Origin of the sequence: Mesorhizobium sp. C432A, assembly GCF_030323145.1 — a bacterium.
In the GTDB taxonomy this organism is placed as follows: Bacteria; Pseudomonadota; Alphaproteobacteria; order Rhizobiales; family Rhizobiaceae; genus Mesorhizobium.
Map to the genome: position 1 here is coordinate 4,644,122 of NZ_CP100470.1, position 22,484 is coordinate 4,666,605.

The window sequence follows — 22,484 nt, forward strand, 5'->3', positions numbered from 1 at the left end:
TGCCAAGGCCAATCCAGGAACGTCTGCTCTCGAAGTTGGGCTGCGAAGAGCTGACTTCCGTTCCCTCGCTGAGTTCGACGGAGCCGCGGCCGGTGCATCTCCCTCGCAGGATGCGGAGTTCTACCTGCTCCTAGGCGACATTCTGCAGGTGGATGGCTTCGGCAGCAAGCTGGCCCGCTCGATCGGTGACGCGATAGGTCTTGCCGCGAAAAGGCCGGTGCGTGGGAATTGTGCTGGACTGTCGGCCAGACAATGAGTTGGCGACGGGAGCGGCCGGCTGAAGCGGGATGCCCGGACCAATTCCCTGCCCTGTGTCGCCTTGATATCCCTAGGTGCTGAAGGTCAGCACAGGCTGTTGCAGCCCGGGGTCGACGAACGCTTCATCAGACCATTGCGCCGCAATAGCTCCTCGACCACCTGCGAAGGCTCGCGATTGGGCTACCGTCACGAAATTGGCGCAGAAGCGCAGACCACTGACATATCGCGACGTCGAGATGGAGCTCGATGCCACCGTGTTTGCAGCACCGGGGAAAATTCCTCTTGGGCCGATCGAGTTCAAGTTGCTGCGCCACATGGCTCGAGAATCCTGAAAGGTGATCAGCCGTGATGAATTCATCGCAGCTGGCTGGTCGCAGAAAGCCAGTGCGAGCGCCCAGGTGGTCGACGTTCACATGAGCCAGTCGCGAAAGTTGTTGAAGCAGTCGTCGCAGAGTTGCCATTCGCACCGTGCGGCTTGCCGGCTATTCTCTCGATGACACTGCGGGCTGACGATCTCGGCGATTGGGTTCAGAAAGGTCGCTGCGTGACGCCGCAAGGGGACCGACGCGATGGGAAAGGTCTTGGCAGCTAGGGGACTTAGCGCCACCAACATTGCAGCCGTGGCGCTGCTCTAATCGAGAGAAAGTCTGGGCGTATAGAACAAGCGACATGAGCGTGTCGGATTGTTTGCATTCAAACGACCTTTGCGACGTTATCCGTGCCTTCGCCTTGCTGGTGCCGGAGGAAATCATGACGTCGCCCGACAATTCAGTCGAACTCGTTCGCGACAAGAAGTGGACGGTCCGCATCACCGCCTACGGCAGCACCCTGACGTTTCCGTTCGAAGCAGAAAGCTATGCACGTTCTTATGCCGATGGTCAGGCATTCCGTCTCGGCGTTCAGGTGGCGGAACTGAAGCGATGCGGCTGTCACTTTGTCGACGCGTTGGCGGATAGCCTGCATCGCGATCGGAACGAATAGGTCGCTGATTGCAGCCTCGCGATTTTTCCATCAATCCCGCCTGCAATCTTGACAGCAACTCGGCAAAATCCCTCGCCGACTAGTGTTGTCATATGAGCTGGAGCTTTCCTCGCCGCCGGTGGTAGGCGGGATACGCTGCCGGGAAAGCCCTCTTTTCGCATAGACGCGAACCTTGTGCTTTTCCATCTCAAGGCTGATTGGCGGCTGGATGCGCGCGCCGTCTTTCATAGTCTGCCATCGGCCCGCGCGGAGCGTGGAATCAACGGCGGGGAAGCGGATGATGTTTCCTGTTTGCGCTCGCGTAGCGCAAGAAACGCTGCGAAGAGCATGATAGCCATGCCGATGATGTCGATCAGGCTAACCTCCTCGCCGTAGGTGATGATGCCAAGCACGACGGCAATCACGGGTGAGACCCTATGAACGAACCAAACAGCACGAGGAACAGCCACCCGACCCAGGCCGGCCAGCCCCAATCGCCTTTCAGAGCCGCGGCCGCGCCTGGCTCCACAACGAGTGAGATGAGAATTAGGAATGCGCCCCCGAAAAGGGTGGTGAAGCCGGCGATGAAGTCCGATGAATATACCTCAAGAAGCGGCCGCGCGAGCACCGAACCCCATGCATAGATTACAGCTGCCGACGCCACCGCTGTCATCGCCAGCAGCCGTAGCCCCCTGCCCTGCTGGTCTGCGTGTGTCCAACCAGCATAGGCTTCGGGCCCGAACAGGACGCACAGACCGGCCGCACCGAGCAAAATCGCAAAGAGCCTGCGGCCGTCATAGCGTTCGTCCCCCAGAAGCAACGCAAACCCAAGCAGCGTGACGGGGGTCAGCGAAAGCTCAAGAACAGCCGCGGTGCCCGTATCGATGGCTACACACTCTTTATCCAGCTCCTGCACGAAATCGGCGCCTCGCGTGTAGAGCATGCCCCAAAAGAGTGGGCCATAGCAAAGCGGAATCATAAACAACGTAACAACGAAAAGGCGCGGCCAACTCCTTTTCGCCACCCGTGGTAGAGCAGCGCCCCTTAGGCGCGCGTCGCACTGAGGATCAGCAAGCCGGCTACTGTAAAACGCGTGCCTGCGAACATCAGAGGCGGCACGGTGGCGATCCCTGCCTTGATACCGATCCACGTGGTGCCCCAGATCACACATAAATCCAAAAATGTCGCTGTGTTGCGGTTCATCGGAAGCAGCCTTCGCTGGGCGTTTGTTGGTTCGTCGTAACGGCCAAAAGACGTTTATTTCGTTACAACGGCCTCTTGCCAATACGGTTCCGCCAACCGATGTTTCCGCGGATGGATTGTGCGAAGACTATCGTCGACATGCGCATGGTTGGCGGTCACGCCTGCCTGGACTTCGTCAACACGGTCGACGCGCGACGCGATGTATGGGGCCCAGACCTCTTGCAGACCTATGCCGACCTGGTCGTCTGGGCTGGACGTGCCGATTTGATCGACGTCGATGAGGCGCGAGCACTGCTCGCGGAGGCTTCCGCCCGCCCGCTCCTTGCGGAGGCGGCATTGGAAAAGGCCAAGATTTTGCGCGAGGCCGTTTACGCGGCTCTCCAGGCCGAGGCGGCAGGCGCCCGGGTGCCGGACGATGCCTTGCAAATCGTGCGCGATGCAGTCGCCCTAGCCCTGCCGAAGCGCTCGCTTTTCCCGTCCGGCGACCGCCTCGCTTGGCAGTGGACCGACGCAGCCAGTCTGAACACGATCGGCCACCGCGTGGCCTTTGAGACAGCCGAGTTTTTGGTGTCCAGGAATGACCGCCGCCGCGTGCGCGAGTGCACCGGGCCGAACTGCGGTTGGCTTTTCATTGACACCTCGCGTGGCGGGCGCAGGCGGTGGTGCTCGGATGAGAGCTGCGGCACACGCAGCCGGGTAAGGCGCTTCAGGGCAAAAGCCGCAGGGAACATGGCTCCCAACAGCAAGAATTAGTATCTGACGCCAGGCTTGGATGACCAACGCAGCATAGTTGGCTTCACGCTATCCCTGTCGCTGTTTGTCCAACGAAGCTGGTCTCGCGAGCGACTGTGGCCAAGACTGTGGAGAACACAGCCGGCGCGGCAAGCCATCATCGCGTTCCAGAGCGGGTTGCTTCGGGGCCGCCTACCTCGCCACGCTTCGATCGGTCGATCTGCTCAAACTTGACGGGAACTCCGGTAGCGTTACGGCGTTTTTCTCAGTCCGAAACAAACAAGGATAGGTGCCATGGACTGGAACCGTGTCGAAGGCAATTGGAAGCAGGTAAAGGGCAAGGTCAAGGAACAGTGGGGCAAACTCACAGACGATGATCTGGACCGTATTGCCGGCAACCGCGATCAGTTGGAAGGCAAGATTCAGGAGCGCTACGGCATTGAGAAGGACCGCGCTCAGCGCGACATCGATGACTGGTATGGCCGGCAAGGCTGGTAGGTCGCCGGTTCCAAACTGAACTTGAAAAAGGGCTCCGAGAGGTACGGCGCCCTTTTTTGCCGCGCTTCCTGTCGCCTTTTCGTCTCACGACAATAGCGCTCACCGAGAGACGTGGAACCGCCAAAGGTGCCCGTCGTTATCTGGTTCTCGAAATTACATTGGGGGATTAGTTGGACAGAGACGACGCCTCAGCGATCGCAACTGGAGTTAGTGGGCTCGACTACATTCTTCGTGGCGGCTACGCCAGGAACCGCTCCCATCTTATCGAAGGGAAACCAGGTTCTGGAAAAACCACTCTTGGCCTCCAGTTTTTGATCGAGGGCGCCAAGAAAGGCGAGACATGCCTTTACATCACTTTGTCAGAAAGCAAGCGCGAACTGCTCTCGGTTGCTGGCCGTCACGGCTGGGACCTGAAGGGGGTGCAAATTCTTGAACTTGTGCCGCCGGAGCTCAGTTTCGATCCGGCGCAGCTACAGACCTTGATCCATTCCTCGGAATTGGAACTCGGCGAAACCGTGCAGTCTGCCATGGCCGAGATCGGACGCGTCAGACCCGATCGCGTGGTGTTCGATTCGCTCTCTGAAATTCGACTTTTATCGCAAGGGTCATTGCGGTATCGGCGCCAGGTGTTGGCATTGAAGAGCTTCTTCATGCTCAACAATGTGACGGTGCTTATGCTCGACGACCTGACGGCTGAGCAGGATGACCTCAATTTGCATTCGATCAGTCACGGCGTCATTCGGATGGAGCAGCTGTCGCCCGTCTATGGTGGAGAGCGTCGGCGGCTACGCGTGATCAAAATGCGCGGCGTGCAGATCCGGGGCGGCTTTCACGATTTCGTAATTCGCCCAGGCGGCGTTGTCGCCTATCCGCGGCTCGTTGCAGCCGAGCATGAGGTGGCCGAGCATGATACGCCGGCCATGAGCAACAACCGGATCGACACCCTGCTTGGCGGCGGGCTGGCCCGTGGTACCAGCACGATGCTGATGGGGCCGTCTGGCGTTGGCAAGTCTACCATTGCCTGCACCTATTGCTATGCCGCACTCGAGCGTGGCGAGCGTGTGCTGGTGCTTTTGTTTGACGAGACAAAGCGCATCTTCTTGGCGCGCGCCGCCGGGCTCGGCATGCACCTGGAGCCGTTTGCCGAGGACGGCACGCTGATGCTTGAATCTGTCAATCCGGCTGAGCTTTCACCAGGCGAATTATCTTCGCGCATCCAAGCGGCCGTCGAAGAATCCAATGTGCGGATCGTCGTGATCGACAGCCTAACCGGCTATCTCAATGCCATGTCCGAAGAACAGCATCTGGTGCTTCAGATGCACGAGATCCTCACCTATCTCAATCAGAAGGCAGTGGCGACGATCCTGCTGTTGGCCAATCACGGGCTGTTTGGGCAAACGGCAGCGCCGGTCGATATGACCTATCTCTGCGATTCCATCATGCTTCTGCGCTTCTTCGAGAACGCAGGTCAGTTGAGACGCGCGATTTCCGTTGTCAAGAAACGTGTCGGCCCCCACGAAGAGACGATTCGTGAGTTTAAAATCGGCGGTAACGGCGTGGCCGTAGGTGAGCCACTGGAACAATTCCGCGGCATCCTGATGGGATCTCCGGAATTTGAAGGCAAGCCGACAGACCTTCTGAGGGATAAGGCGCTGTGATGTCGTCCAGCCCCGCCGTTCTCGTGCTGGCGCCGCTTGGCCGTGACGCGAGGATCGCGGCCTCCATCCTGGCTACAAACCAGATTGCCTCGCGTGTGTGCGGCAGCTTGGAAGAGGCAGTGCCGCTTCTCGACGAGGCTCAGTGCCTTGTCGTGGCCGAGGAGGCCCTGCTCAGTTCCGATCGAACGCAGTTTGCGGCCTGGCTTGAAGCCCAACCCGCATGGTCGGATTTTCCGATCGTGCTTCTGACGATGCGGGGGAACGAAGTCGACACGCGGATGGCATTTCTGGACCGCTATCTGATCGTGCTTGAACGGCCATTTCTGGCTTCGAGCCTCGCCAACTCGGTGCGCTCCGCCTTGCGTGCCCGCGCCCGCCAGCGCGAGGTCCAGTCCTACATCGAACAGAAGCGGGAGGTCGCCGATCGGCAGAAATTGCTCATCCGCGAGCTGCATCACCGCGTCAAGAACACGCTGGCCAACGTTCGCGCCATGATGGGCGCGACGGCCAAGTCGAGCGGCAACGTCGATGATTTCGTACGCGATTTTTCAGCCAGGCTCGTTTCCCTGGCCCAGACCCATTCGATGCTTACCGACGATTATTGGCAGACTGCCTCCCTGCACAAGCTGCTCGAAAGCGAGCTTGACCACTATGAGACGCGCGACAGGCCGCGTATCGTTATGGAAGGCCCGAACGTAGCGCTAGTCGCCGACATTGCGGTCCCTGTCGGGATGGCTTTCCACGAACTGGCCTCCAATTCGTCGAAGTTTGGCGCGCTTTCGCAAACGGGCGGCCGCCTTGATGTCCGCTGGTCGTTAGGCGGGTCCGGCGATACACAGATCGTCAATCTTGACTGGCGGGAACGAGATGGGCCGAAAGTCGAGCAGCCCAGTCGCCGCGGGTTTGGCACGACACTCCTGGAAAAAGTCGTGACCGTGCAATGCAACGCCAAGATCGAATTGAACTACCATCGTGACGGCTTGCAGTTCACCATGGCCTTGCCGTTGCGAAACACGCGCCTTGTGCCGGCTTACTGAGCGGCAACGGAAAGGCAGGCTGGGCGCCGCGATAGGGATTAACTGAGCGTCACTCGGCAGGCTGGTCTAGCGCTTTAGCCAAAACATCAGTTCCGAAAAAGACCGCCTCTATATCTCCCATGTGCCTCTGCAACATTGCGAGAGCTCCGGCGTGGTCTATGCGGCCGACCTTGGTGATGAAGTCGAAATCGTGCCGCGGCGCTGTGACCCGGGTCATGCGTCCTAGACGAAACTTTGGGCTCCCGGAGCGCAGTTTTGTCGCCTTCGTGGTCACCCCCGCCATTTTGCTCACGATCCTCGTTGATAGCCGGATGCGCATCTGAATCATCTGCGACCCGTCGGGGTTCCGACTGGCGTCGTAAAAAAACAAGAGGCCCGCAGGCAGGCTCGATCGACGGTCAGCTATCCCGAACAGCAAACGAAATCACCCTCGCCTTTGGCCAACCAACTTTCGCCAGATCACCTTCGCAATGCCTGCGGCCCCAGTCCGGTCGGACAGCCCGCACCTCTGGCGGCCGAAGTGAGGCGCCGGGAACATACAACGTCGGTCGTTGTTTCTCTGATCAGGAGGAAAGATAATGGCAGACGATAAGAGCAAGCGTGATTTTCGAGATCGCAACCGTGTATCAGTCGATGAAGATTATGAGGTTCGCTATTTCGCCAAACAGCATCGTATCACGCCAGAACAGGTCCGCGAGCTAATCAGAGAACACGGCAACGACCGGAAGAGGCTCGAACGCGAGGCAAGAAACGGGCTGATATCGGCTGATGGTCGCGACGCATCACGCGGCTTTTCGACGAGCGGGTCTGAATGGCTGCGCGAGCGTGAAAACGTCTGGCCGGATGCCCGCCTCGACTTGCTTCCATGTGACCGGGTGGGCAATTGGGAAGCCGAGCCGCGCTCGCGGGGAAAAAGCGCCTATTGCGGTATTGCCCCGTCCGTTGCGGAGATAGTCGAGAAAGATCCGGCCTCCTCGGGCGGCGGGGTCAGCTGACAACAGGTATCGGTCAGGATCGGTATCAACCAGACGGTGGGCGAGCGACTTGGCCAGTTTCCGGGCGCTGTCATGGTTCATCTTCGCAACGAGTGGGGCCATCAAGTGGATGCCTTTGCCGCCAGTGACCTTTGGCCAGCTCTCCAAGCCTGCCGCTTCCAAGATGCCCCGTAGCGCCAGCGTGGCCTCGATCACAGCGTCCCATGGCACGCCTTCTCCGGGATCGAGGTCGAGGACGAGCCGGTCCGCATGTTCGATGTCGTCAATCGTCGCGTTCCAAAGATGAAGCTCAACGGCATCCATCTCGACCAAGCCAAGCAGACCATCCATGTCATCTATCCATACCCGAATGCCTTCGCCGCCTTCGCGCTTTTGAACGCGGAGCTGGTGCACGGACGCCGGTATCCGAGGTAGCGGTCCCTTGTGATAGAAGGTTGCGCCGGAGGCGTGGCGGACCAGCTTCAGCGGTCGCCGAACCAGATGAACTAGAGCTTGATCAGCGACCCGCCGCCAATAGTCTGCCAGCTCTTCCTTGGAAGGTGCAACCGCATCGGGTAGCAGTTGGAGAATGTTCTCGCGCGGGACGCCGTGTTGGCCATCCGACCTCCGCTTGGACGGCGATGGAGGCTTGGGCGGGATTGCCTGAAGGTCCTCGCGGAGTCCCTTGAAGACCGCCTCACGCAAGATGCCCCGGTCCGACACGCCACTGAATTGCACCTCGGCGAGAACGTCTGGTTTGACCCATGTCGCCTTGGGCTTTTTGATCGGCTCCGACAGCGGTGACTTGGCGACAACAAGCGGATCAAGCCGCTCCCTAACGCGCCGGGCTGCGTCCAGCGTATAGCCGGTCTGGGCCTTCCCGGCATAAAGCAGCCGGTCGCCCTCTCGCCTGCCGATGTACAACGATGCGATGCGGCGCGGCTGCGCGCCAAGTTTCTCGACGAAAGCCACGATTGGAAAAGTGTCGCTCTTGACACATTTGACCTTGACCCAACTGGTCTGGACGCCCGAGCGGTAGTGAGCATCCGCTCGCTTCGATACGATTCCCTCTATGCCCATCCGGCAGGCATGGTCGAACATATCCTTGCCGTTCACCTCCAGATGCTCGGCATAAGTCAGGGTTGGCTCGGTTTCGGTCAGCAGCTTCTTCAGCGCAGCCTTGCGCTTCACTAACGGTTGTTCCCGTAGATCACGGCCATCGAGGTACAGGAGGTCGAAAGCGTAGAGAGTCATCCGTAGCGAACTTGGGTTGCCCAGCTCCCGTTCCAGGGCTTGATAGTCCGGCAGGCCGGTGTCGCCCAGGACGACAGCTTCACCATCGATGATAGCGGATTTGACCGGCAGGCTTGCCGCGGCCTGAACAATCCCCTTGTAACGGTGGGACCAATCGTAGCCGCGACGCGTGAATGCTCGCGCCTTTCCGCCTTCAACGACCAGCTGCGTCCTGTAGCCGTCATATTTGATCTCGTGAAGCCAATCTCCGCCTTCGGGAGCTTTCTCGACCAGTGTGGGCGATTGGAACTCGATGAACGAAAGCCGGTCAATGGCACTGGTCATATGCTCGCGACTCCAGGAATCGCGACTCAAGCCCCAGCGCCCCTGTCGGTTCCGAGCCTTTTAGAAGAATTGCATCGCGACGATTGGTTATCCGCCTCACTTGTTGATGTGACGGCGCAGCAGAGTGACGTTGCGATTGTTCGCCTTAAAATAGACGTCGAAGATCGAGCCGAGAATTGGGACACTTCCTACGAGCGTATCCAGCAGCACGTTGCCTAGCATGCGAGCGACCAAGCCATTTCCGGCACCGACGTTTCGAGCTCGCAAGACGATGTAGGCCGAGACAATGCCCGTCGCCGCATCTCCGAGTACGGGGACCAGACCTACGAGCGCATCCAGTCCAAAACGAATTGATGTGCCTGGAATGCGCCAGCGGGAATCGAGTAGCGCGGCCAATAGATCCAACTCGGCAAGTACGTTTGCTGTATCACCACCGTGACCGCCCTGCCCGATCATGCCAACTCGCGCGCCAGTACGATTTAGTATCTCTCCCTGATGGATAGCCGTCACCTTAGATATCGCTTTGACCGCCTGAATTCGCTTGCGTCCTGTGCGATGGCACGTCGTCGAGCAAGGTCGTCTCACCGGAGCTTTTCGGCGCCTCAACGGGCAATTCACCAGTAGGCGTCATTTTGCTGACGGCCTCAGGCAAATCTCGCGTGATCCGGCTTATGAGCTCCTCGCGCGAAAGGCCGGTCTGCATCGAGAGGGAAGTCAGGGTGTCTTCGTCTATGGCTGCTTCCACCTCGCTTGGCTGGATCGGCTCGTTCGGCCCGGTGCCTACCCACGAATCGACCTTCGATCCGGCGCCTGCCCCTCTGAACCGGTCGAGAATATCGCCAAGCGCGGCCCCCGAAACGCCTTTTGAAAGCTGATCCAGAATCCCGCCTTGCGGATCATTTGGGTTGCGATCACCCGCTCCACGGATCATGTCGCCGATCTTGTCGCGATTTTGGTATGCCAAGACGCCGAGCATCGCGATCGCCAATTTTCCCAGGTTAGCCATTGGTACCTCCACTGTTCAATGGACAAGGGCTCAACATCACAAAAGTTCCGACTGGCGACGATCTAATTGAATAAGGGCTGGCGTATCGACACAGACGTGAGCGGTGCTGCCTAACCGGCTTGTTTCCGTTTGCGGTGCAGCTTCGGCCTCGCAGACGTTGATCGTGCAAAGCTCGTTGCCTGCCTGATCGCGCATGCGCACTAACCATCCGGTCATATCGTCATCGCCCAGATCAGCCAACAGGCCGATTCCGCAACGGATCGCTTCGGCGCGAGCGGCCTCAAAACTTGGCGTCTCGGCAGGCGGAACCTAGCGAGCCTGGTCGCCGTCGCGATAGTACAACGTATAAGCGAGATGGATTCCACGCGCTGCCTTAGAGTATGGAACTACCACCCTCATCTTTGACGGGGGTTTGGCCAAACAGCGAACATCGGCTAGGCCTAAGACGATCGATCGAGGTCGACTCGCGCGACGGCGTAGGCGCCAAGCGAGATGCTTTGATCATCCAGCGGTCTTGCGGAACTTTCCATGAAGTCGGGATCGGTTGCCGCCCGCTCGAACTGCTCGGCGCCGAGAAGAGCAATGCGGGCGCTGCTCGGCGAATCCGAAAGCCGCACAGATTGCGTCTTGGCGGTAAGGTTAGCGACCCACAGGGTCACGCGGCGATCTTTTTCAGCCGCGATCGTGGCGACGCCGTCAGCGCCGGAAGTTCCTACGGACAGCAAGGTGGCTCCGCCGAGCTTTGAGAGACCAGCCAAGACATGGAAAGCGGGATAGACCGTTGGGCCATCCTGCTGATCATACCATGGCTGCACGAAATCAGCCTTCCTATGGATTTGGCCAAAGGGGCCGGCGAAGTCACCGAACGCGACGGCCTCGATTCCTTCGCGAGCGCAGGCCGCGAAATATCCGACAGTCCAAGCCGCATTGAACAGCCCGCGCTGACGAGGATCAATGCGCGATAGACAGACGCGAGCGTTCGCTTCATTCGGCGTAGTGGATTTTCCGTATGGGTTCTCACGGCAGCCGAGCTGGATGGGACCGATACGCAGTGGCAAGCGTTCCCCCATGAAAGCATGCGCGGAGCGGATTAGATGGGGGATTGCCTGAAGTGTCTCCATCACCGAGACATCATCTGCGGCGTGCACGCTGGGACAGGTGGTGAAGGTCACGTAGTCGAGCGCTTCGGCTGGCGGACGCTTGCGGTTGAGTTCGGTGAAGTAAGCGGCCATGCCGCCGCCCAGCGCGATGCCCGGGAAAGCCCGGCGAGCGGCGGAGTAGCTTTCGTGGAAGCTGGGCATAGTCGGCCACGGTGCTCCCGGCTGTACGGATGTCATGTCCTGCGCCGGAAAGACGGAGACAGCTTCTAGTTTGAGGCCGAGTGAGTGGACAGCATCCGCGACCGGCGCCAATTCGCCGAATGGATCGCGCGTGCCCTTGGTGACAATCTCGAGGACCACGCCAGCGCCGGTCAGCCGTGCGAGCGCGGCGTAGCTTTCTAGTTCGTCCTGGCCGTGTGCGATCCGGAGATCGACCTGGCAGACCATCCACTGGGGAGCCATTCGTCGTAGGAGCTCGGGGGTTTCGAGCGCGTGCTTTGCCTCGTCGGCGGCGACGCCGACGCCAGTGCGGGGCACTCGGCCGACCGGTCCGCCGATCGTCAGGTTGATGAGTGGATTGCGATTTTCAGACGTCCCGGCAGGGAGCGTTCCTGACACGTGAAGCCGGACGGCCTGCGTGAATTTCTGGCCCCTGGGCAGTCTGTAAGGCCACGGGCGACGCAGAGGGCGGACATATGTTTTATAGGAGGCGTCAGACCAATTGCGTTGGTCCTCCATCTCAAAGGCATCACCCTCCATGGTGCATGTCGCCCAGATCCCAGGCGCGATTTCGTGCGACAACGCCCGGATGTCGGTGAACGGACATTTTGGATCGATGTGGTCCGGAAAGAACGATAGCTCGTCGTGACCATCCTCATGCAGCACCTTTATCGGCTTGCCGGCCAAGCCCTCGATCGGATGAAGGACCACGAAGCCGGTCCGATTCGTCAAAAGGTCAGTCTCGGGCTCTGCCTCCGCCACAAACGACAGCGCACCATCGCCACTGCCTGAGACGCGCGCCCGGTAAATCAGGCGGCCGGATGTTGCGGCACATGTTGCACGGTATTCAATGGCGAACGCATCCGGCCTCTCGTCGATCCGCAGATCATCGAGAACGGTGGTACATGTTCCCCAGTTTTCGTCCCGTACAAGAAACGAGATTCCGCGCAAGATCTCGATCGTCCCGATGCGGATGTAACGCAAGGCGCCATTGTCGAACGCGACCGACAATGATCCGGCGCGCAGTGTGCGCAGCGGTGCCTCGAGCTGTTCGGTGCCACACAAGCGGACTGCCAGGGAAGCTGTCGAGGTCAAATTGCCCGCTCCGTCGTGGCGTCGAAGATCGAGGCCCGGTTCATGTTGATGTCGATCGCAAGCTTCTCGCCCGGACGGCTGACATCGTGCGCCTGCAGCTCAGCCATCACCGGCGCGCCGGCCAGTCGGAATGTCGCGTAACTGCGCGAGCCGGTCGGCTGCAGCAGGTCGATCGTTGCCTCATAGCGAAACGTGCCCTGCTCCGGCATGGCAGTGTGCGCACGAGTGAGGTGTTCTGGCCTCAACCCGAGCAGCACCTGCTGTCCGTCCGCGACGCCCTTCAGCCCCCTGCCGGGCGCTAAGGGTAGCAGTGCATCTGCGAGCCGGATGGCAGCGGCGCCTGCGTCCAAGGCAAGGGTGCCTGGCAGGAAGCTCATCCGCGGCGAACCCAGGAACCCAGCGACGAACGTTGAGGCCGGGTGCTCGAACAACTCGAGTGGCGCGCCCTGCTGCTCTATCAACCCGTCGCGCATCAGCACGATACGGTCAGCCAACGTCATCGCTTCGATCTGGTCATGGGTGACGTAGATCATCGTTGTCGCAATGTCCTGGTGAAGGCGTTTGATTTCGCCGCGCATTTCGTCGCGAAGCTGTGCGTCGAGGTTGGACAGCGGCTCGTCGAACAGAAAGATGCGGGGGTTGCGGACTATGGCGCGGCCGATGGCGACGCGCTGGCGCTGGCCACCGGATAATTGGCGCGGAAAACGCCCCAGCAAGGGAGTGATGCCAAGCATGCGTGCCGCCTCGGCCACGCGCACCTCGACCTCTGGCTTCGGCATCTTGCGAGCCTTGAGGCCGAAGCCAATGTTCTTGGCCACGCTCATATGCGGATAGAGCGCATAATCTTGAAACACCATTGCCACGTCGCGATCGCGCGGCCGGAAATCATTGACCACCTCGCCGCCGATCTCGATCGTGCCTTCCGATATCTCCTCCAGGCCGGCGATGGTCCGGAGCAGCGTGGACTTGCCGCAGCCGGACGGTCCAACCAGGACGGTGAACTCGCCGTCGCGGATGTGGAGGTCAATGCCGCGCACGGCATGGAACGCGCCGTAGCGCTTGTGCAAGCCGGTAATTTTGACTTCGGCCATGCGGGAGCTTTCCTAACCGCGAACGGCGCCGAGCGTCAGCCCGCGCACCAGATGACGTTGAGCAAGGACCCCGAGGGCGATCGATGGCACAAGGGAGACGATGGCAAGGGCCGCGGCTTCGCCATATTGCGCGCCCTGGAAGCCGATGAAGGCGCGGAAGACCGTTGGCAGTGTAAAGGCAGTTCGGCTGGTCAAGATCAGAGCGAAGAAGAACTCCGTCCAGCATGCAATGAAGGCGAAGACAGCCGCCGCGACGATGCCCGGTGCTGCGAGCGGCATGGCAACGCGCCAGAACGCCTCCCATCTCGTGCAGCCATCGACGAGGGCCGCCTCCTCCATCGACTTCGGCATGCCGCGGAAATAGGCGAACATCATCCACACCGAGACCGGCAGCGTGAAGACCGTATAGGCGATGATCAGGCCGACATGAGTGTCGTAGAGCCCGACCTGGCGATAGATCAGGAACACCGGCAGCACGATCCCGATCGGCGGCAAAAAGCGCTGCGACAGCACCCAGAAAGACAGATGCTTGCCGCCGGTGTCGTAGCGCGCCAGGCTATAGGCCATCAGCGTGCCGAGCAGCGCCGAAAGCACCGTGGCCGAAAGCGAAATAATCAGGCTGTTGATGAGCCCGTCGAGACCACGATAGGCGAACAGCGCAGCTTTGTAGTGGACAAGCGTCGGAGCGGCGGGGAACCAGACAGGCGGTACGGTGAGGTAGTCGTCGCTGGGCTTGATGGAGGTGTTGAACATCCAGTAGAGCGGCCACAGCACGAACACCAGGAAGAACCCCAGCAGCAGAATTCGGCCGATCGGCAACGACCGGCGTTTCCTGCGGCGGGCGGGCGCGACGGCGGCCATCAGACCGGTTCTACCTTCAAGAGCCGACGCACCAGCAACGTCACGATGAGCGCCGTAAAGATCAGGAACAGCCAACTTCCTGCTGTTGCCTGCGACAGATGAAACTGTGTGAAGCCGATGGTATAAAGATAATAGGAGGCCGTGTAGGTTTGTGTTCCCGGGCCACCCCCTGTCATGATGAAAATGGTGTCGAACATACGGATTGCGTCGAGCAGACGGAAGGTCAGCGCCAGCAGCATCATCGGCCCGAGATGCGGGAGCGTGATCGCCCAAAAAACCTGCCAGGCGTTGACGCCGTCGAGTTCTGCCGCCTCATAGAGATTGGGTGGGATTGCGGTCAGCCCGGCGAGCAGGATGACGAACATGAACGGCGTCCACTGCCAGACATCGGCGATGATCAGCGAGACGTAGAGCCACGGGCGCTCCGTCATCCAGCCGATCGTAACCTCCTGCCCCAATAGTTGCGTCAGGATATAGTTCGTCGGTCCGAAAGGCCGCTGTAAAAGCAGCGTCCAGGCTTGGCCGACGATGACCGGACTGATGAACAGCGGCACGATCAGGATCGACATGATCACACCGCGGCCCGGAAAGCTGCGCACCATTGTCAGCGCCACCAAGAGGCCGAGAACGAATTCTATAGCGACGCTGATGCCCGACAGCGATGCTGTCAGCAACAGGGACCAACGTGCTACGGGATCGAACACGACCCGCTCGAAGTTCTTCAATCCGACAAAGGCGTGGCCCGGCACCTGGAAGTCGTAGTTGATGAAGGATACCACCAGCGAGAACAGAAGCGGATAGATCGACAGTGCCAATATCAGCAGCACAGCGGGGCCGACCAGCAGCCACTTGAAATGACGGTCTGCCCATTGAGCAAAGGCAGACAGCCGGGGCGGTGCGCCGGCTGCCTTCAAACGACGGATCGTGGCGGTGGGCTGCATAGGCGTATCCAAAATCGCCGCTTAGCGGGGAGGTGTTGCGAGCCAAGCGCCCGCAACACCGATTGCTCCAGAGAAGTCCGCCTGCCCTCAGAGGGTGACCGCCATGCCAAGTTTTTCCACCGTGTTGTCGGCGGTGGCGCCAGGCAGTTTCAAGAACTCGGTGTAGAAGCCCTTCTGCGAATCCACACCCAGTCGGTCGGTCGTCTCGTTCCACTCGGCGGCCGCCGTTTCAAGCGACGCCTTCGGATCCGCACCAGCCCACACCGCCGTGCACATGCGATCGATGCTCAAGAAGTAGTCCTGCGCGCCTGGCATGATCGGGTCGAGCAGACCGACATTTGCCGAGTTGTTGAGGTTGGCAAGGTACTCCTTGGCACTCGGGAAGAGCGCGCCGTAGAGCTCGGACTTGAAGTGCGAGATGCGGTACGGGTCGCGTAGAGCGTAGGGCAGCATGCAACGTGCCAGCGAGACGGGTGGCGAGCATACCCACTGCATGAACAGATACGCCGCCTCAGCGTTGGGCGAGTCGGCCGACAGTGCCTTGTTGTAGCCGGTGGCATGTTCCGGATTTCCCGGAACCACGGCATAGCCGACCTTGCCGGCGATTTGGGACTGCGGAATGAAGTTGATTGCCGTGGCCGACTGCGAATAGTTGGCCGCCATACGGCCGCTAGGAGGCCAGGAATAGATCATCGCGACTTTGCCGGTCAGGAAAGCCGCCCACAAGGAGACGGCGTCGAGCTCGTTGTTGCCGGGGATCGAGGCCTTGTTTGCGGCGAGCATGTTTGTCAGCGTCTTGACGCCGGCATCCGAAACCAAACCTGCCTTCATGTCGTCGCCGAAGAGTTTTCCGCCGTTGGCCCGGTACTGCTGCAGAAAGTCGAACTGATTGCCGGGGCTGCCCGCCTTGCGGAAATGTCCCGCGCCATAGACCTTTGGCGCCATCTGGTCGGTGATGAACTGGGCGATCTGGGCATATTCTTCCCATGTCTTGGGCGGTCCAAGCTTGGCGTTGAACTTCGCCTGGTAAGCCTCCACCATTTTAGGGTCCTCGAAAATGTCCTTGCGGTAGTAGAGAGCGAACATGTCGCCGTCGTCGAAGAACCCCCAGATCTTACCCTTGTAGGTCGGCAGCGCCTTGTACAGGGGATGATAGTCCTCGAGGTCTGCCGGGTTCATGTATTTGGCGATGTAGTCGTCTAGAGGGGCGATGACGCCGCCATCGGCAAGCGACGGCGTCCAGGCCGGCGAGATGTCGAGGACGTCATAGGCACCCGAGCCGGCGATGTGCTCGGCGACCGCCTTGGAGTACTGGTCCGGGTTCGACAGCTCGACGACATTCGACTTCATCCCGGTAAGCTGCTCCCACATCGGCCCACTGAAATTGCGCGGGTCGAGTGCCTGCAGGCCAGCCTCGTAGGTCATGTTGAGGGTGACGCCCGAATGCGCCTTGGCCGCCTCCGCCGCGCGAAAGGCGGAACCGTCCGCAGGCCCTCCCTTCGATGCTTTCAGGGCTGCGGCCTGCGCCTGGCCGAGCGGCGACGTGGCGTCCGCCAATTCCAATGTTTGCTGCGCCAGCGCCCAATCGGTCATTATCCCCAGCAGCGGGCCGGACACGGCCAACATACCGGTCATCTGACCGAAGCGGGTGATGAAAGTTCGGCGGGTGGTTTCGCCGCGCATGAAGGCGTCGACCTCAGCTTCGAGGCCTGCCTGAAAGTCACGTTTTTCACGATCGTTCATAGTGCTTGGTCCTCCCATTTTCCTTTTGCTTCACTCGCCGCCGGCGCAGCGGTCAAGCATTTCCTCCCGTAAGGTCGCCGCAAAGAGGCCGCGGCGGCGCGCCGAAAATCAGTCTCCTCCTAGGTTCCGAAGCGGGCGGCGAGCCCAGACAGCCTGGTCTTCCACAGCTCGCTCGAAAGCACCTCGCGATTGACCACGCCGCGCGGCTCGCGACCACGCTGCACCTCGATTACCGCTTTGACGTCGGCGGCACCGTTGCCAGCAAAGCACTGGTCGGTCCAGCAAAGCGCGTGCGGCGCCAGGATGACATTGTCGAGTTTGAGGATCGCATCGTCTGCGTCGGGAGGCTCTTGTTCCAGCACGTCGAGACCGGCGCCGGCGATGCGGCGCTCCTGCAGTGCTTGCGTCAGCGCTTTCTGGTCGACGATCGGGCCGCGCGCGGTGTTGATCAGGTAAGCTGTCGGCTTCATCAGGGCGATCCGCTCAGCATTGACGATGTGGTGGGTCTGGGGCGACAGGGGGCAACTCACCGACAGCACGTCGGCGCGGCGAAACAGATCCTCCAGCCCGACCAGCTCGACGCCCAGGTCGGCAGCGACCCCCTTGCCGGCAAACGGGTCATGGGCAATGAATTGCATGTCAAAGGGCTTCGCCAAGCGGAAGACCTCGGCACCGATGTTGCCGATGCCCAGCGACCCAAGCGTACGCCCGACGAGGCCGACCCCCATATGTTCGGAGCGCTTCTCAAAACCAACAGACCCTTTGCGGGTGAGCGCGTCCTTTGTCAGCAGCTTGCCGGTCAGCGCCAGGATGAAGGTGATGACGGATACGGCGACGGGCCGTCGCACGCCATCGGGCGTGATGACCAAGGCAATACCGGCTGCGGTGCATGCCTCAACGTCGACAGTGTCGTAGCCGACCCCGAAGCGGGCAACGACGGCCAGGCGGCCGCTCCTGGGGACACTCGTGGCATCGAAACGATGGGCGAGGAGGATCAGCGCATCGAAATTCTCAAGTTGGTCGCCGCGAAGCGGACTGTTTGACTCCAGGAACACCATCTCGACACCTATCGCATTGCGCAGCGGCTCCAGATCGAAATCTGGGTAGGTCGGCGAGCCGTCCGGCCTGCGGAAATCACCGGAAAGCGCCACCCTGAATTTCACGCTGTCCATCGTCTCTTCCGCTCCTATTGGCACCCGGCCCGGATCTTGGAAACCGCGTCGGCGATCGCGTCGTGCAGGACCCAAACGTCGCCTGAATAACATATGAAATCGAAGCCCTGTGCGTAGAACTCGTGTCCCTGGGCGACGTTGGGCACCAAGCGTCCAAGCGATTTGTTGTGCTTCTTGGCGGCGGCCACGATTTTGGCCATTGCAGCAGTGAAAGTGGGGTGGGCGAAGTCGCCAGGAATGCCGAGCGAGACGGACAGATCGAAATGCCCAACCCACAGACAATCGACCCCGTCCAGTCCCGCGATGCCGTCAATGTTCTTGACGCCGTCGGCGGTCTCGATCAGGCAGATGAACGTCGAGCGCTTGTTGGCGGCCTCGAATTTGTCAGCGACCGAGCCCGGACGGTAACGGTCATGAGCGATCTGCAGCGCCACGCCGCGGGCGCCGGCAGGGTGGTATTTCATGGAGTTGATGATGTGCTGCGCCTGTTCGACGCTGCTCACCATCGGCGCGATCAGGCCTTCGGCGCCCATGTCCATGGCGCGGGCGAGGAAATGGTAGTCCTGCGATGGCACACGAACCATCACCGGCAGATCGGCCGCCTCGAAATAACGGATCGCACTCTTCAGCGTTTCCAAGTTAAATCCCGAATGCTCCATGTCGAAAAAGACGAAATCGCAGCCAGCGGACTTCAGGATGTGACCGATTCCCGGCGTGGCGAACTCGGCGACGAGCGTACCGAGCTTGACCCGCCTGTGAGAAGCTAACGCCCTGAGACTTGGCTCCGACATGCACTTCCTCCCGTTCGCCCCAATGGGCCAATCCGCCTATGTTCGCTTCAATGCGTGGCTTCAAGAACGAGGTCGCAGGTCGTCACCAACTTGGTCACGACGAGCGGCGCGCTCTGCGTATTGAATTCGTCGAAATGAGCGGTGCGGCAGTGGTCCTCGAATGCGGCCTCGCTATCGTAAATCTCATAGAGCAGGACCCGATCCAGTTCGCCGCGCGCCTCCGTCACGTCAAAGCGGCGGCAGCCGGCCTCGGTGCGCATCGAGGCGGTCGCATTGGCGTCGACAAGTTCTCGGAATCTGTCCCGGGCACCAGGCCTCAGGCGGAAATCGACCCAGACGACAAATCCGGTCATCACTTGGGCCTCGCAAGTTGCAGATAGCGCTTGGCCACATATTCGAGATGGCTGCGCATGGCCGCCTCTGACGCGTCTGGATCGCGCGCGGCGACGGCCTCGAAGATTTCGCGATGAGCCTGGTAAGCCTTGCGGTCTTCACCCTTGGCCAATGTGGTGCGACGCTGTTCGAGCAACCATTCAGCCAACGCCGCGTGAATAGCTGTAAAGATCCGATTGCGGGTGATTACCGCCAGCACGTAATGGAAGTCTACGTCCGTGCGCTCGAAGCGCGCCAGGTCGCCGATTGATTGACGGTTGAGTTCGAGCGCCTCCTTGAGGCTCTCAATGTCTTTCGGGGTAGCATGCACAGCGGCGTTGCGGGCAAGGCCGACCTCGAAAAACAACCGCGCGCTCTGGAAGTCGTGAACTCCTCCCGGCGCCGAAATCATGTGCCGAGCCGGCCCTGAAAGGGCGTCGATCACGAATTGAGGAGTGGGTCGAGTGACGCGGGCACGCTCCCCCGATTTTACCTCGACAAGGCCCATTTTGCTCAGATGCAGCAGCGCCTCACGGATGGAAGGCCGCCCTACCCCGAACTGCCGCATGAGTTCCCGTTCAGATGGGAGACGGTCGGCTTCGGCCAACTCTCCCTCTCGGATCATCCGCTCGAGGTGCGCTGCCACCTCGTCCGAAAGCTTCCGCTGTTTGATCAGAACTCCGATCATGTGGCATACCTGTTATACCAATCAGGTACGTTATGATCCCATAGCACCCTTGTCAACGATGTCTAAGCATCCGGTAGCCGAGCCGTTTAATCACTCCGCCGATGTCGAGGCGTCCTTTGCACACGCCTTCAACGTCTTCACCAAGGATATCGGTGACTTGAGGAGCGCGAGCACACTCTGCTCGGTGTTCCGATCGGGGACCGTCTTCGAACCCTGGGTCGGGTGGTCAGTTTCAACTGCGGTGTGGACCGCAGTGAGTGCCACCGGGCCGTGTGCTGGCCGAGACCTACCCAACCGCCTGCTTATGAGCTGCAACATTGAACGATGCGCATTTGAAACTGGTTTTCTCAAGATCTTTTAGTCCTGAGGGCCTCAGGCGGGGGCGCTTGCCATTTAGTTATCGTCACCTGCAAATGCCGAACCCGCACTCGACGCCAATCTACGCGTTGGCCAGTTTGCGACATCTGGTTTCGGCGATTCCGCTTTCAGTAGCGACGATCATGCTGGACGGCTGATATGAGGCGCGTTCCCGCCTGGCAGCTTAGGGGCAGCAAGCAGGACGTCGGCTTTCTTGCCTCGACCTGGCCTAAGCAGTCATTCAATTCGTGGCCTCAAGCAACTCATCCACGCTCCTCCTGACGCGGCGTGCCAACCAGCCGATCTCGGGCTGATGTGCGTGGACGGCAGTCGTCCTTTGACCACCGCTTCTGGCGGCGCCGATTGGCGAGCCGCCTCGCCATCATTAGCTATGGAACGGAAAAGAAACCATTCAGCATCAGACTACCGCTTTTCGACGCACCTTTTCGAATATGTCGGAACGAGCGCTTGTCGCGCAGCCCACGATGCCCCCCATTGGTGAACCGGTTCCATGAAGAGTCTGACAATACGCCACCGCATCCTCGTCAGTTTCGCAGCCGTTCTGGTGGTCATGTCCGTGATAGCCCTCATCGCGTACGCCTGGTTTCTTCAGGCGGGGGAGGAGGCGACTGAGGTCGAGAAGGGCATCCTTCCGGACCTTTATCACAGTACCGAGATCATGACGGGCCAGATGGCGGCCCATAGTCTGCTTCAGGAATATGCCCTTCAGGACAACCCGTCAGACAGAAGCACGGTTGCAAACGCGATCACGACCAATCGCAACCAGGTGCAGCGGTCGATGGACGACTATGAGGCAACGATCGTCTCCGATATCGACAAGCAGAATTATGCAGCCGTCAAACAACTCGCCAACCAATTCCGTCTGGCTGAAACTGCTGTGCTGGAAACAAGCCGGGCTGCCTTGTCGAAAGGTGAAACTCCCAATGAAAGCCCAGCTATCAAGAACGAAGTAGAGCCGATCTTTGTAAAATTGCAGTCCGCTCTGCAGGCCATGGTTGAGGATCACAGAGGCGAGGCAAACAGCGCGACGCAGCGGATCAGCTCGATCGTCAGAACGGCCGAAGTCGGTTTGAGCGTTGGCTTGTTGATAGCCCTCGGGCTAGCCCTTCTTTTGGGTTACCAGCTGTTTCGCGCCATTACAGGTCCGCTCACCCGTTTGGTCGACGCGGTTCAATTGATGCGGCAAGGCGACTTCAGCGAACGGCTCGATCTGAGGCGCCGAGACGAATTCAGCGTGCTTGCCGACGGCTTCAACGCAATGGCGGACGATCTCACAACCCTCATTGGTCAGGTTCAAAGGTCCAGCATACAGGTCGGCACGTCGATAACTGAGATCGCCGCCACCTCCAAGCAACAGCAGGCAACTGCGACTGAAATCGCAGCGACCACAACAGAAATCCGAGCGACAGCCAAGGAAATCTCCGCCACATCAAACGAACTGGTCCGCACGATGAACGAGGTCTCCACAGTTGCCGAACAAACCGCTGCCGTGGCTGGCGGGGGGCAAGCGGGGCTGACCCGTATGGAAGAAACCATGCAGCAGGTCATGGAAGCGGCTGGCGCGATCAATTCCAAACTGGCGATCCTGAGCGAGAAAGCCGGCAGCATCAATCAGGTGGTGACGACCATCACCAAAGTGGCCGATCAGACGAACCTGTTGTCGCTCAACGCTTCCATCGAGGCGGAGAAGGCAGGCCAATATGGCCGGGGTTTTGCAGTGGTGGCAACGGAAATCCGAAGGCTCGCGGACCAGACAGCTGTCTCCACCTACGATATCGAGCAAATGGTCAAGGACATCCAGTCGGCAGTCGCGGCCGGGGTGATGGGCATGGACAAGTTTTCCGAGCAGGTCCGTCGGGGTATGCAGGACATCCAGCAGGTCGGCGGGCAACTCTTCGAGATCATTCAGCAGGTTCAGGGGCTGGTGCCACGTTTCGAAGTCGCCAATGAAGGCATGCAAGCACAGGCGACCGGCGCGGGGCAGATCAGCGACACGCTAACCCAGCTAAGCGAGGCAGCTCAGCAAACAGTCGAGTCCCTTCAGCAATCGACGCTCGCGATCGACGAGCTCAATCAAGTCTCAGGCGGCATGCGAAGTAGCATATCGAGGTTCAAGCTACGAGCATAGC

The 22,484-nt window shown here is 60.0% G+C and carries 22 protein-coding genes and 2 pseudogenes; 7 read left to right on the plus strand and 17 right to left on the minus strand.

Annotated elements, in window-relative coordinates; all coding sequences use genetic code 11:
• Positions 1-328: 328 nt before the first annotated feature.
• Entirely contained in the window at positions 329-574 is a 246-nt protein-coding gene (locus NLY33_RS22720) for a hypothetical protein (protein WP_156932624.1), read from the minus strand.
• Positions 575-927: 353 nt separating this feature from the next.
• Here NLY33_RS22720 and NLY33_RS22725 point away from each other — a divergent pair, with 353 nt between their 5' ends.
• The gene (locus NLY33_RS22725) at positions 928-1,239 is read left to right on the plus strand and encodes a hypothetical protein (RefSeq protein ID WP_023705651.1); all 312 of its coding nucleotides are present in this window, start codon (positions 928-930) and stop codon (positions 1,237-1,239) included.
• A gap of 224 nt (positions 1,240-1,463) precedes the next feature.
• Here the strand turns inward: NLY33_RS22725 and NLY33_RS22730 are convergent, their stop codons facing one another.
• The 3 genes from NLY33_RS22730 to NLY33_RS22740 all read right to left on the minus strand — a co-directional run bounded on the left by NLY33_RS22730 (position 1,464) and on the right by NLY33_RS22740 (position 2,421).
• Positions 1,464-1,643: a hypothetical protein gene (locus NLY33_RS22730; RefSeq protein ID WP_050587705.1), complete on the minus strand. Its 180-nt coding sequence runs from the start codon at positions 1,641-1,643 to the stop codon at positions 1,464-1,466.
• Positions 1,640-2,161 (minus strand): DMT family transporter, encoded by a 522-nt coding sequence (locus tag NLY33_RS22735; RefSeq protein WP_050587706.1) that lies wholly within the window; start codon positions 2,159-2,161, stop codon positions 1,640-1,642. The genes NLY33_RS22730 and NLY33_RS22735 overlap by 4 nt, the downstream gene beginning before the upstream one ends.
• A 101-nt stretch (positions 2,162-2,262) precedes the next feature.
• Positions 2,263-2,421, minus strand: a complete 159-nt coding sequence (locus NLY33_RS22740; protein ID WP_198020364.1) for an EamA family transporter — start codon at positions 2,419-2,421, stop codon at positions 2,263-2,265.
• Positions 2,422-2,559: 138 nt separating this feature from the next.
• Between NLY33_RS22740 and NLY33_RS22745 the strand changes: the two genes are divergently transcribed.
• From NLY33_RS22745 to NLY33_RS22765, 5 genes and pseudogenes are all read left to right on the plus strand, one after another.
• Positions 2,560-3,174, plus strand: a complete 615-nt coding sequence (locus tag NLY33_RS22745) for a CGNR zinc finger domain-containing protein (protein WP_031198225.1) — start codon at positions 2,560-2,562, stop codon at positions 3,172-3,174.
• 273 nt (positions 3,175-3,447) lie between these two features.
• Positions 3,448-3,651 (plus strand): CsbD family protein, encoded by a 204-nt coding sequence (locus tag NLY33_RS22750; protein WP_023682266.1) that lies wholly within the window; start codon positions 3,448-3,450, stop codon positions 3,649-3,651.
• Between the two features lie 170 nt (positions 3,652-3,821).
• Entirely contained in the window at positions 3,822-5,309 is a 1,488-nt protein-coding gene (locus tag NLY33_RS22755) for an ATPase domain-containing protein (RefSeq protein ID WP_023705654.1), read from the plus strand.
• Positions 5,309-6,346, plus strand: a complete 1,038-nt coding sequence (locus NLY33_RS22760) for a sensor histidine kinase (RefSeq protein WP_023746308.1) — start codon at positions 5,309-5,311, stop codon at positions 6,344-6,346. The genes NLY33_RS22755 and NLY33_RS22760 overlap by 1 nt, the downstream gene beginning before the upstream one ends.
• 578 nt (positions 6,347-6,924) lie before the next feature.
• Positions 6,925-7,074 (plus strand): annotated as a pseudogene (locus NLY33_RS22765) (DUF3606 domain-containing protein); the annotation flags it as partial.
• A 54-nt stretch (positions 7,075-7,128) separates the two neighbouring features.
• On the opposite strand, the gene ligD reads toward NLY33_RS22765, so the two are convergent.
• From ligD to nanR, 13 genes and pseudogenes are all read right to left on the minus strand, one after another.
• Positions 7,129-8,898 carry a DNA ligase D gene (gene ligD, locus NLY33_RS22770; protein WP_023705656.1) on the minus strand — a complete coding sequence of 590 codons (1,770 nt, stop codon included), beginning with the start codon at positions 8,896-8,898 and terminating at the stop codon, positions 7,129-7,131.
• 96 nt (positions 8,899-8,994) lie between these two features.
• Positions 8,995-9,354 (minus strand): DUF4112 domain-containing protein, encoded by a 360-nt coding sequence (locus NLY33_RS22775; RefSeq protein WP_032891802.1) that lies wholly within the window; start codon positions 9,352-9,354, stop codon positions 8,995-8,997.
• Between the two features lie 55 nt (positions 9,355-9,409).
• Positions 9,410-9,904, minus strand: coding sequence for a YidB family protein (locus tag NLY33_RS22780; RefSeq protein ID WP_023705658.1), 495 nt, complete (start codon positions 9,902-9,904; stop codon positions 9,410-9,412).
• A gap of 36 nt (positions 9,905-9,940) precedes the next feature.
• Positions 9,941-10,189 (minus strand): annotated as a pseudogene (locus NLY33_RS22785) (hypothetical protein); the annotation flags it as partial.
• A 155-nt stretch (positions 10,190-10,344) separates the two neighbouring features.
• Positions 10,345-12,318: a D-apionate lactonase family protein gene (locus tag NLY33_RS22790; protein WP_023705659.1), complete on the minus strand. Its 1,974-nt coding sequence runs from the start codon at positions 12,316-12,318 to the stop codon at positions 10,345-10,347.
• Positions 12,315-13,409 carry an ABC transporter ATP-binding protein gene (locus NLY33_RS22795; RefSeq protein WP_023705660.1) on the minus strand — a complete coding sequence of 365 codons (1,095 nt, stop codon included), beginning with the start codon at positions 13,407-13,409 and terminating at the stop codon, positions 12,315-12,317. Before NLY33_RS22795 ends, NLY33_RS22790 begins: the two co-directional genes overlap by 4 nt.
• Positions 13,410-13,421: 12 nt before the next feature.
• The gene (locus NLY33_RS22800; protein WP_050586890.1) at positions 13,422-14,270 is read right to left on the minus strand and encodes a carbohydrate ABC transporter permease; all 849 of its coding nucleotides are present in this window, start codon (positions 14,268-14,270) and stop codon (positions 13,422-13,424) included.
• On the minus strand, positions 14,270-15,211 hold the full coding sequence (locus tag NLY33_RS22805; RefSeq protein ID WP_023705662.1) for a carbohydrate ABC transporter permease: 942 nt from the start codon (positions 15,209-15,211) through the stop codon (positions 14,270-14,272). Before NLY33_RS22805 ends, NLY33_RS22800 begins: the two co-directional genes overlap by 1 nt.
• 87 nt (positions 15,212-15,298) lie before the next feature.
• Entirely contained in the window at positions 15,299-16,954 is a 1,656-nt protein-coding gene (locus tag NLY33_RS22810; RefSeq protein ID WP_023705663.1) for an extracellular solute-binding protein, read from the minus strand.
• A 119-nt stretch (positions 16,955-17,073) separates the two neighbouring features.
• Positions 17,074-18,126: an NAD(P)-dependent oxidoreductase gene (locus NLY33_RS22815; protein ID WP_023705664.1), complete on the minus strand. Its 1,053-nt coding sequence runs from the start codon at positions 18,124-18,126 to the stop codon at positions 17,074-17,076.
• A gap of 14 nt (positions 18,127-18,140) precedes the next feature.
• Positions 18,141-18,917 carry an HpcH/HpaI aldolase family protein gene (locus NLY33_RS22820; RefSeq protein WP_023705665.1) on the minus strand — a complete coding sequence of 259 codons (777 nt, stop codon included), beginning with the start codon at positions 18,915-18,917 and terminating at the stop codon, positions 18,141-18,143.
• A gap of 47 nt (positions 18,918-18,964) precedes the next feature.
• Entirely contained in the window at positions 18,965-19,270 is a 306-nt protein-coding gene (locus tag NLY33_RS22825; protein WP_023669450.1) for a putative quinol monooxygenase, read from the minus strand.
• Positions 19,270-19,977 (minus strand): transcriptional regulator NanR, encoded by a 708-nt coding sequence (nanR, locus tag NLY33_RS22830; protein WP_023705666.1) that lies wholly within the window; start codon positions 19,975-19,977, stop codon positions 19,270-19,272. Before nanR ends, NLY33_RS22825 begins: the two co-directional genes overlap by 1 nt.
• An 868-nt stretch (positions 19,978-20,845) precedes the next feature.
• Here nanR and NLY33_RS22835 point away from each other — a divergent pair.
• Complete coding sequence (locus NLY33_RS22835) at positions 20,846-22,483, plus strand: methyl-accepting chemotaxis protein (protein ID WP_023705668.1); 1,638 nt, start codon at positions 20,846-20,848, stop codon at positions 22,481-22,483.
• Position 22,484 lies beyond the last annotated feature (1 nt).

Coding starts and splice junctions, on each gene's coding strand:
- NLY33_RS22775 (WP_032891802.1), bottom strand. CDS start 9,354: ATGATCGGGCAGGGCGGTCACGGTGGTGATACAGCAAACGTACTTGCC.
- NLY33_RS22805 (WP_023705662.1), bottom strand. CDS start 15,211: ATGCAGCCCACCGCCACGATCCGTCGTTTGAAGGCAGCCGGCGCACCG.
- NLY33_RS22810 (WP_023705663.1), bottom strand. CDS start 16,954: ATGAACGATCGTGAAAAACGTGACTTTCAGGCAGGCCTCGAAGCTGAG.
- NLY33_RS22760 (WP_023746308.1), top strand. CDS start 5,309: ATGTCGTCCAGCCCCGCCGTTCTCGTGCTGGCGCCGCTTGGCCGTGAC.
- NLY33_RS22815 (WP_023705664.1), bottom strand. CDS start 18,126: ATGGACAGCGTGAAATTCAGGGTGGCGCTTTCCGGTGATTTCCGCAGG.
- NLY33_RS22740 (WP_198020364.1), bottom strand. CDS start 2,421: ATGAACCGCAACACAGCGACATTTTTGGATTTATGTGTGATCTGGGGC.
- nanR (WP_023705666.1), bottom strand. CDS start 19,977: ATGATCGGAGTTCTGATCAAACAGCGGAAGCTTTCGGACGAGGTGGCA.
- NLY33_RS22780 (WP_023705658.1), bottom strand. CDS start 9,904: ATGGCTAACCTGGGAAAATTGGCGATCGCGATGCTCGGCGTCTTGGCA.
- NLY33_RS22800 (WP_050586890.1), bottom strand. CDS start 14,270: ATGGCCGCCGTCGCGCCCGCCCGCCGCAGGAAACGCCGGTCGTTGCCG.
- NLY33_RS22720 (WP_156932624.1), bottom strand. CDS start 574: ATGTGGCGCAGCAACTTGAACTCGATCGGCCCAAGAGGAATTTTCCCC.
- NLY33_RS22820 (WP_023705665.1), bottom strand. CDS start 18,917: ATGTCGGAGCCAAGTCTCAGGGCGTTAGCTTCTCACAGGCGGGTCAAG.
- NLY33_RS22735 (WP_050587706.1), bottom strand. CDS start 2,161: ATGCTCTACACGCGAGGCGCCGATTTCGTGCAGGAGCTGGATAAAGAG.
- NLY33_RS22835 (WP_023705668.1), top strand. CDS start 20,846: ATGAAGAGTCTGACAATACGCCACCGCATCCTCGTCAGTTTCGCAGCC.
- NLY33_RS22750 (WP_023682266.1), top strand. CDS start 3,448: ATGGACTGGAACCGTGTCGAAGGCAATTGGAAGCAGGTAAAGGGCAAG.
- NLY33_RS22825 (WP_023669450.1), bottom strand. CDS start 19,270: ATGACCGGATTTGTCGTCTGGGTCGATTTCCGCCTGAGGCCTGGTGCC.
- NLY33_RS22725 (WP_023705651.1), top strand. CDS start 928: ATGAGCGTGTCGGATTGTTTGCATTCAAACGACCTTTGCGACGTTATC.
- ligD (WP_023705656.1), bottom strand. CDS start 8,898: ATGACCAGTGCCATTGACCGGCTTTCGTTCATCGAGTTCCAATCGCCC.
- NLY33_RS22795 (WP_023705660.1), bottom strand. CDS start 13,409: ATGGCCGAAGTCAAAATTACCGGCTTGCACAAGCGCTACGGCGCGTTC.
- NLY33_RS22745 (WP_031198225.1), top strand. CDS start 2,560: ATGCGCATGGTTGGCGGTCACGCCTGCCTGGACTTCGTCAACACGGTC.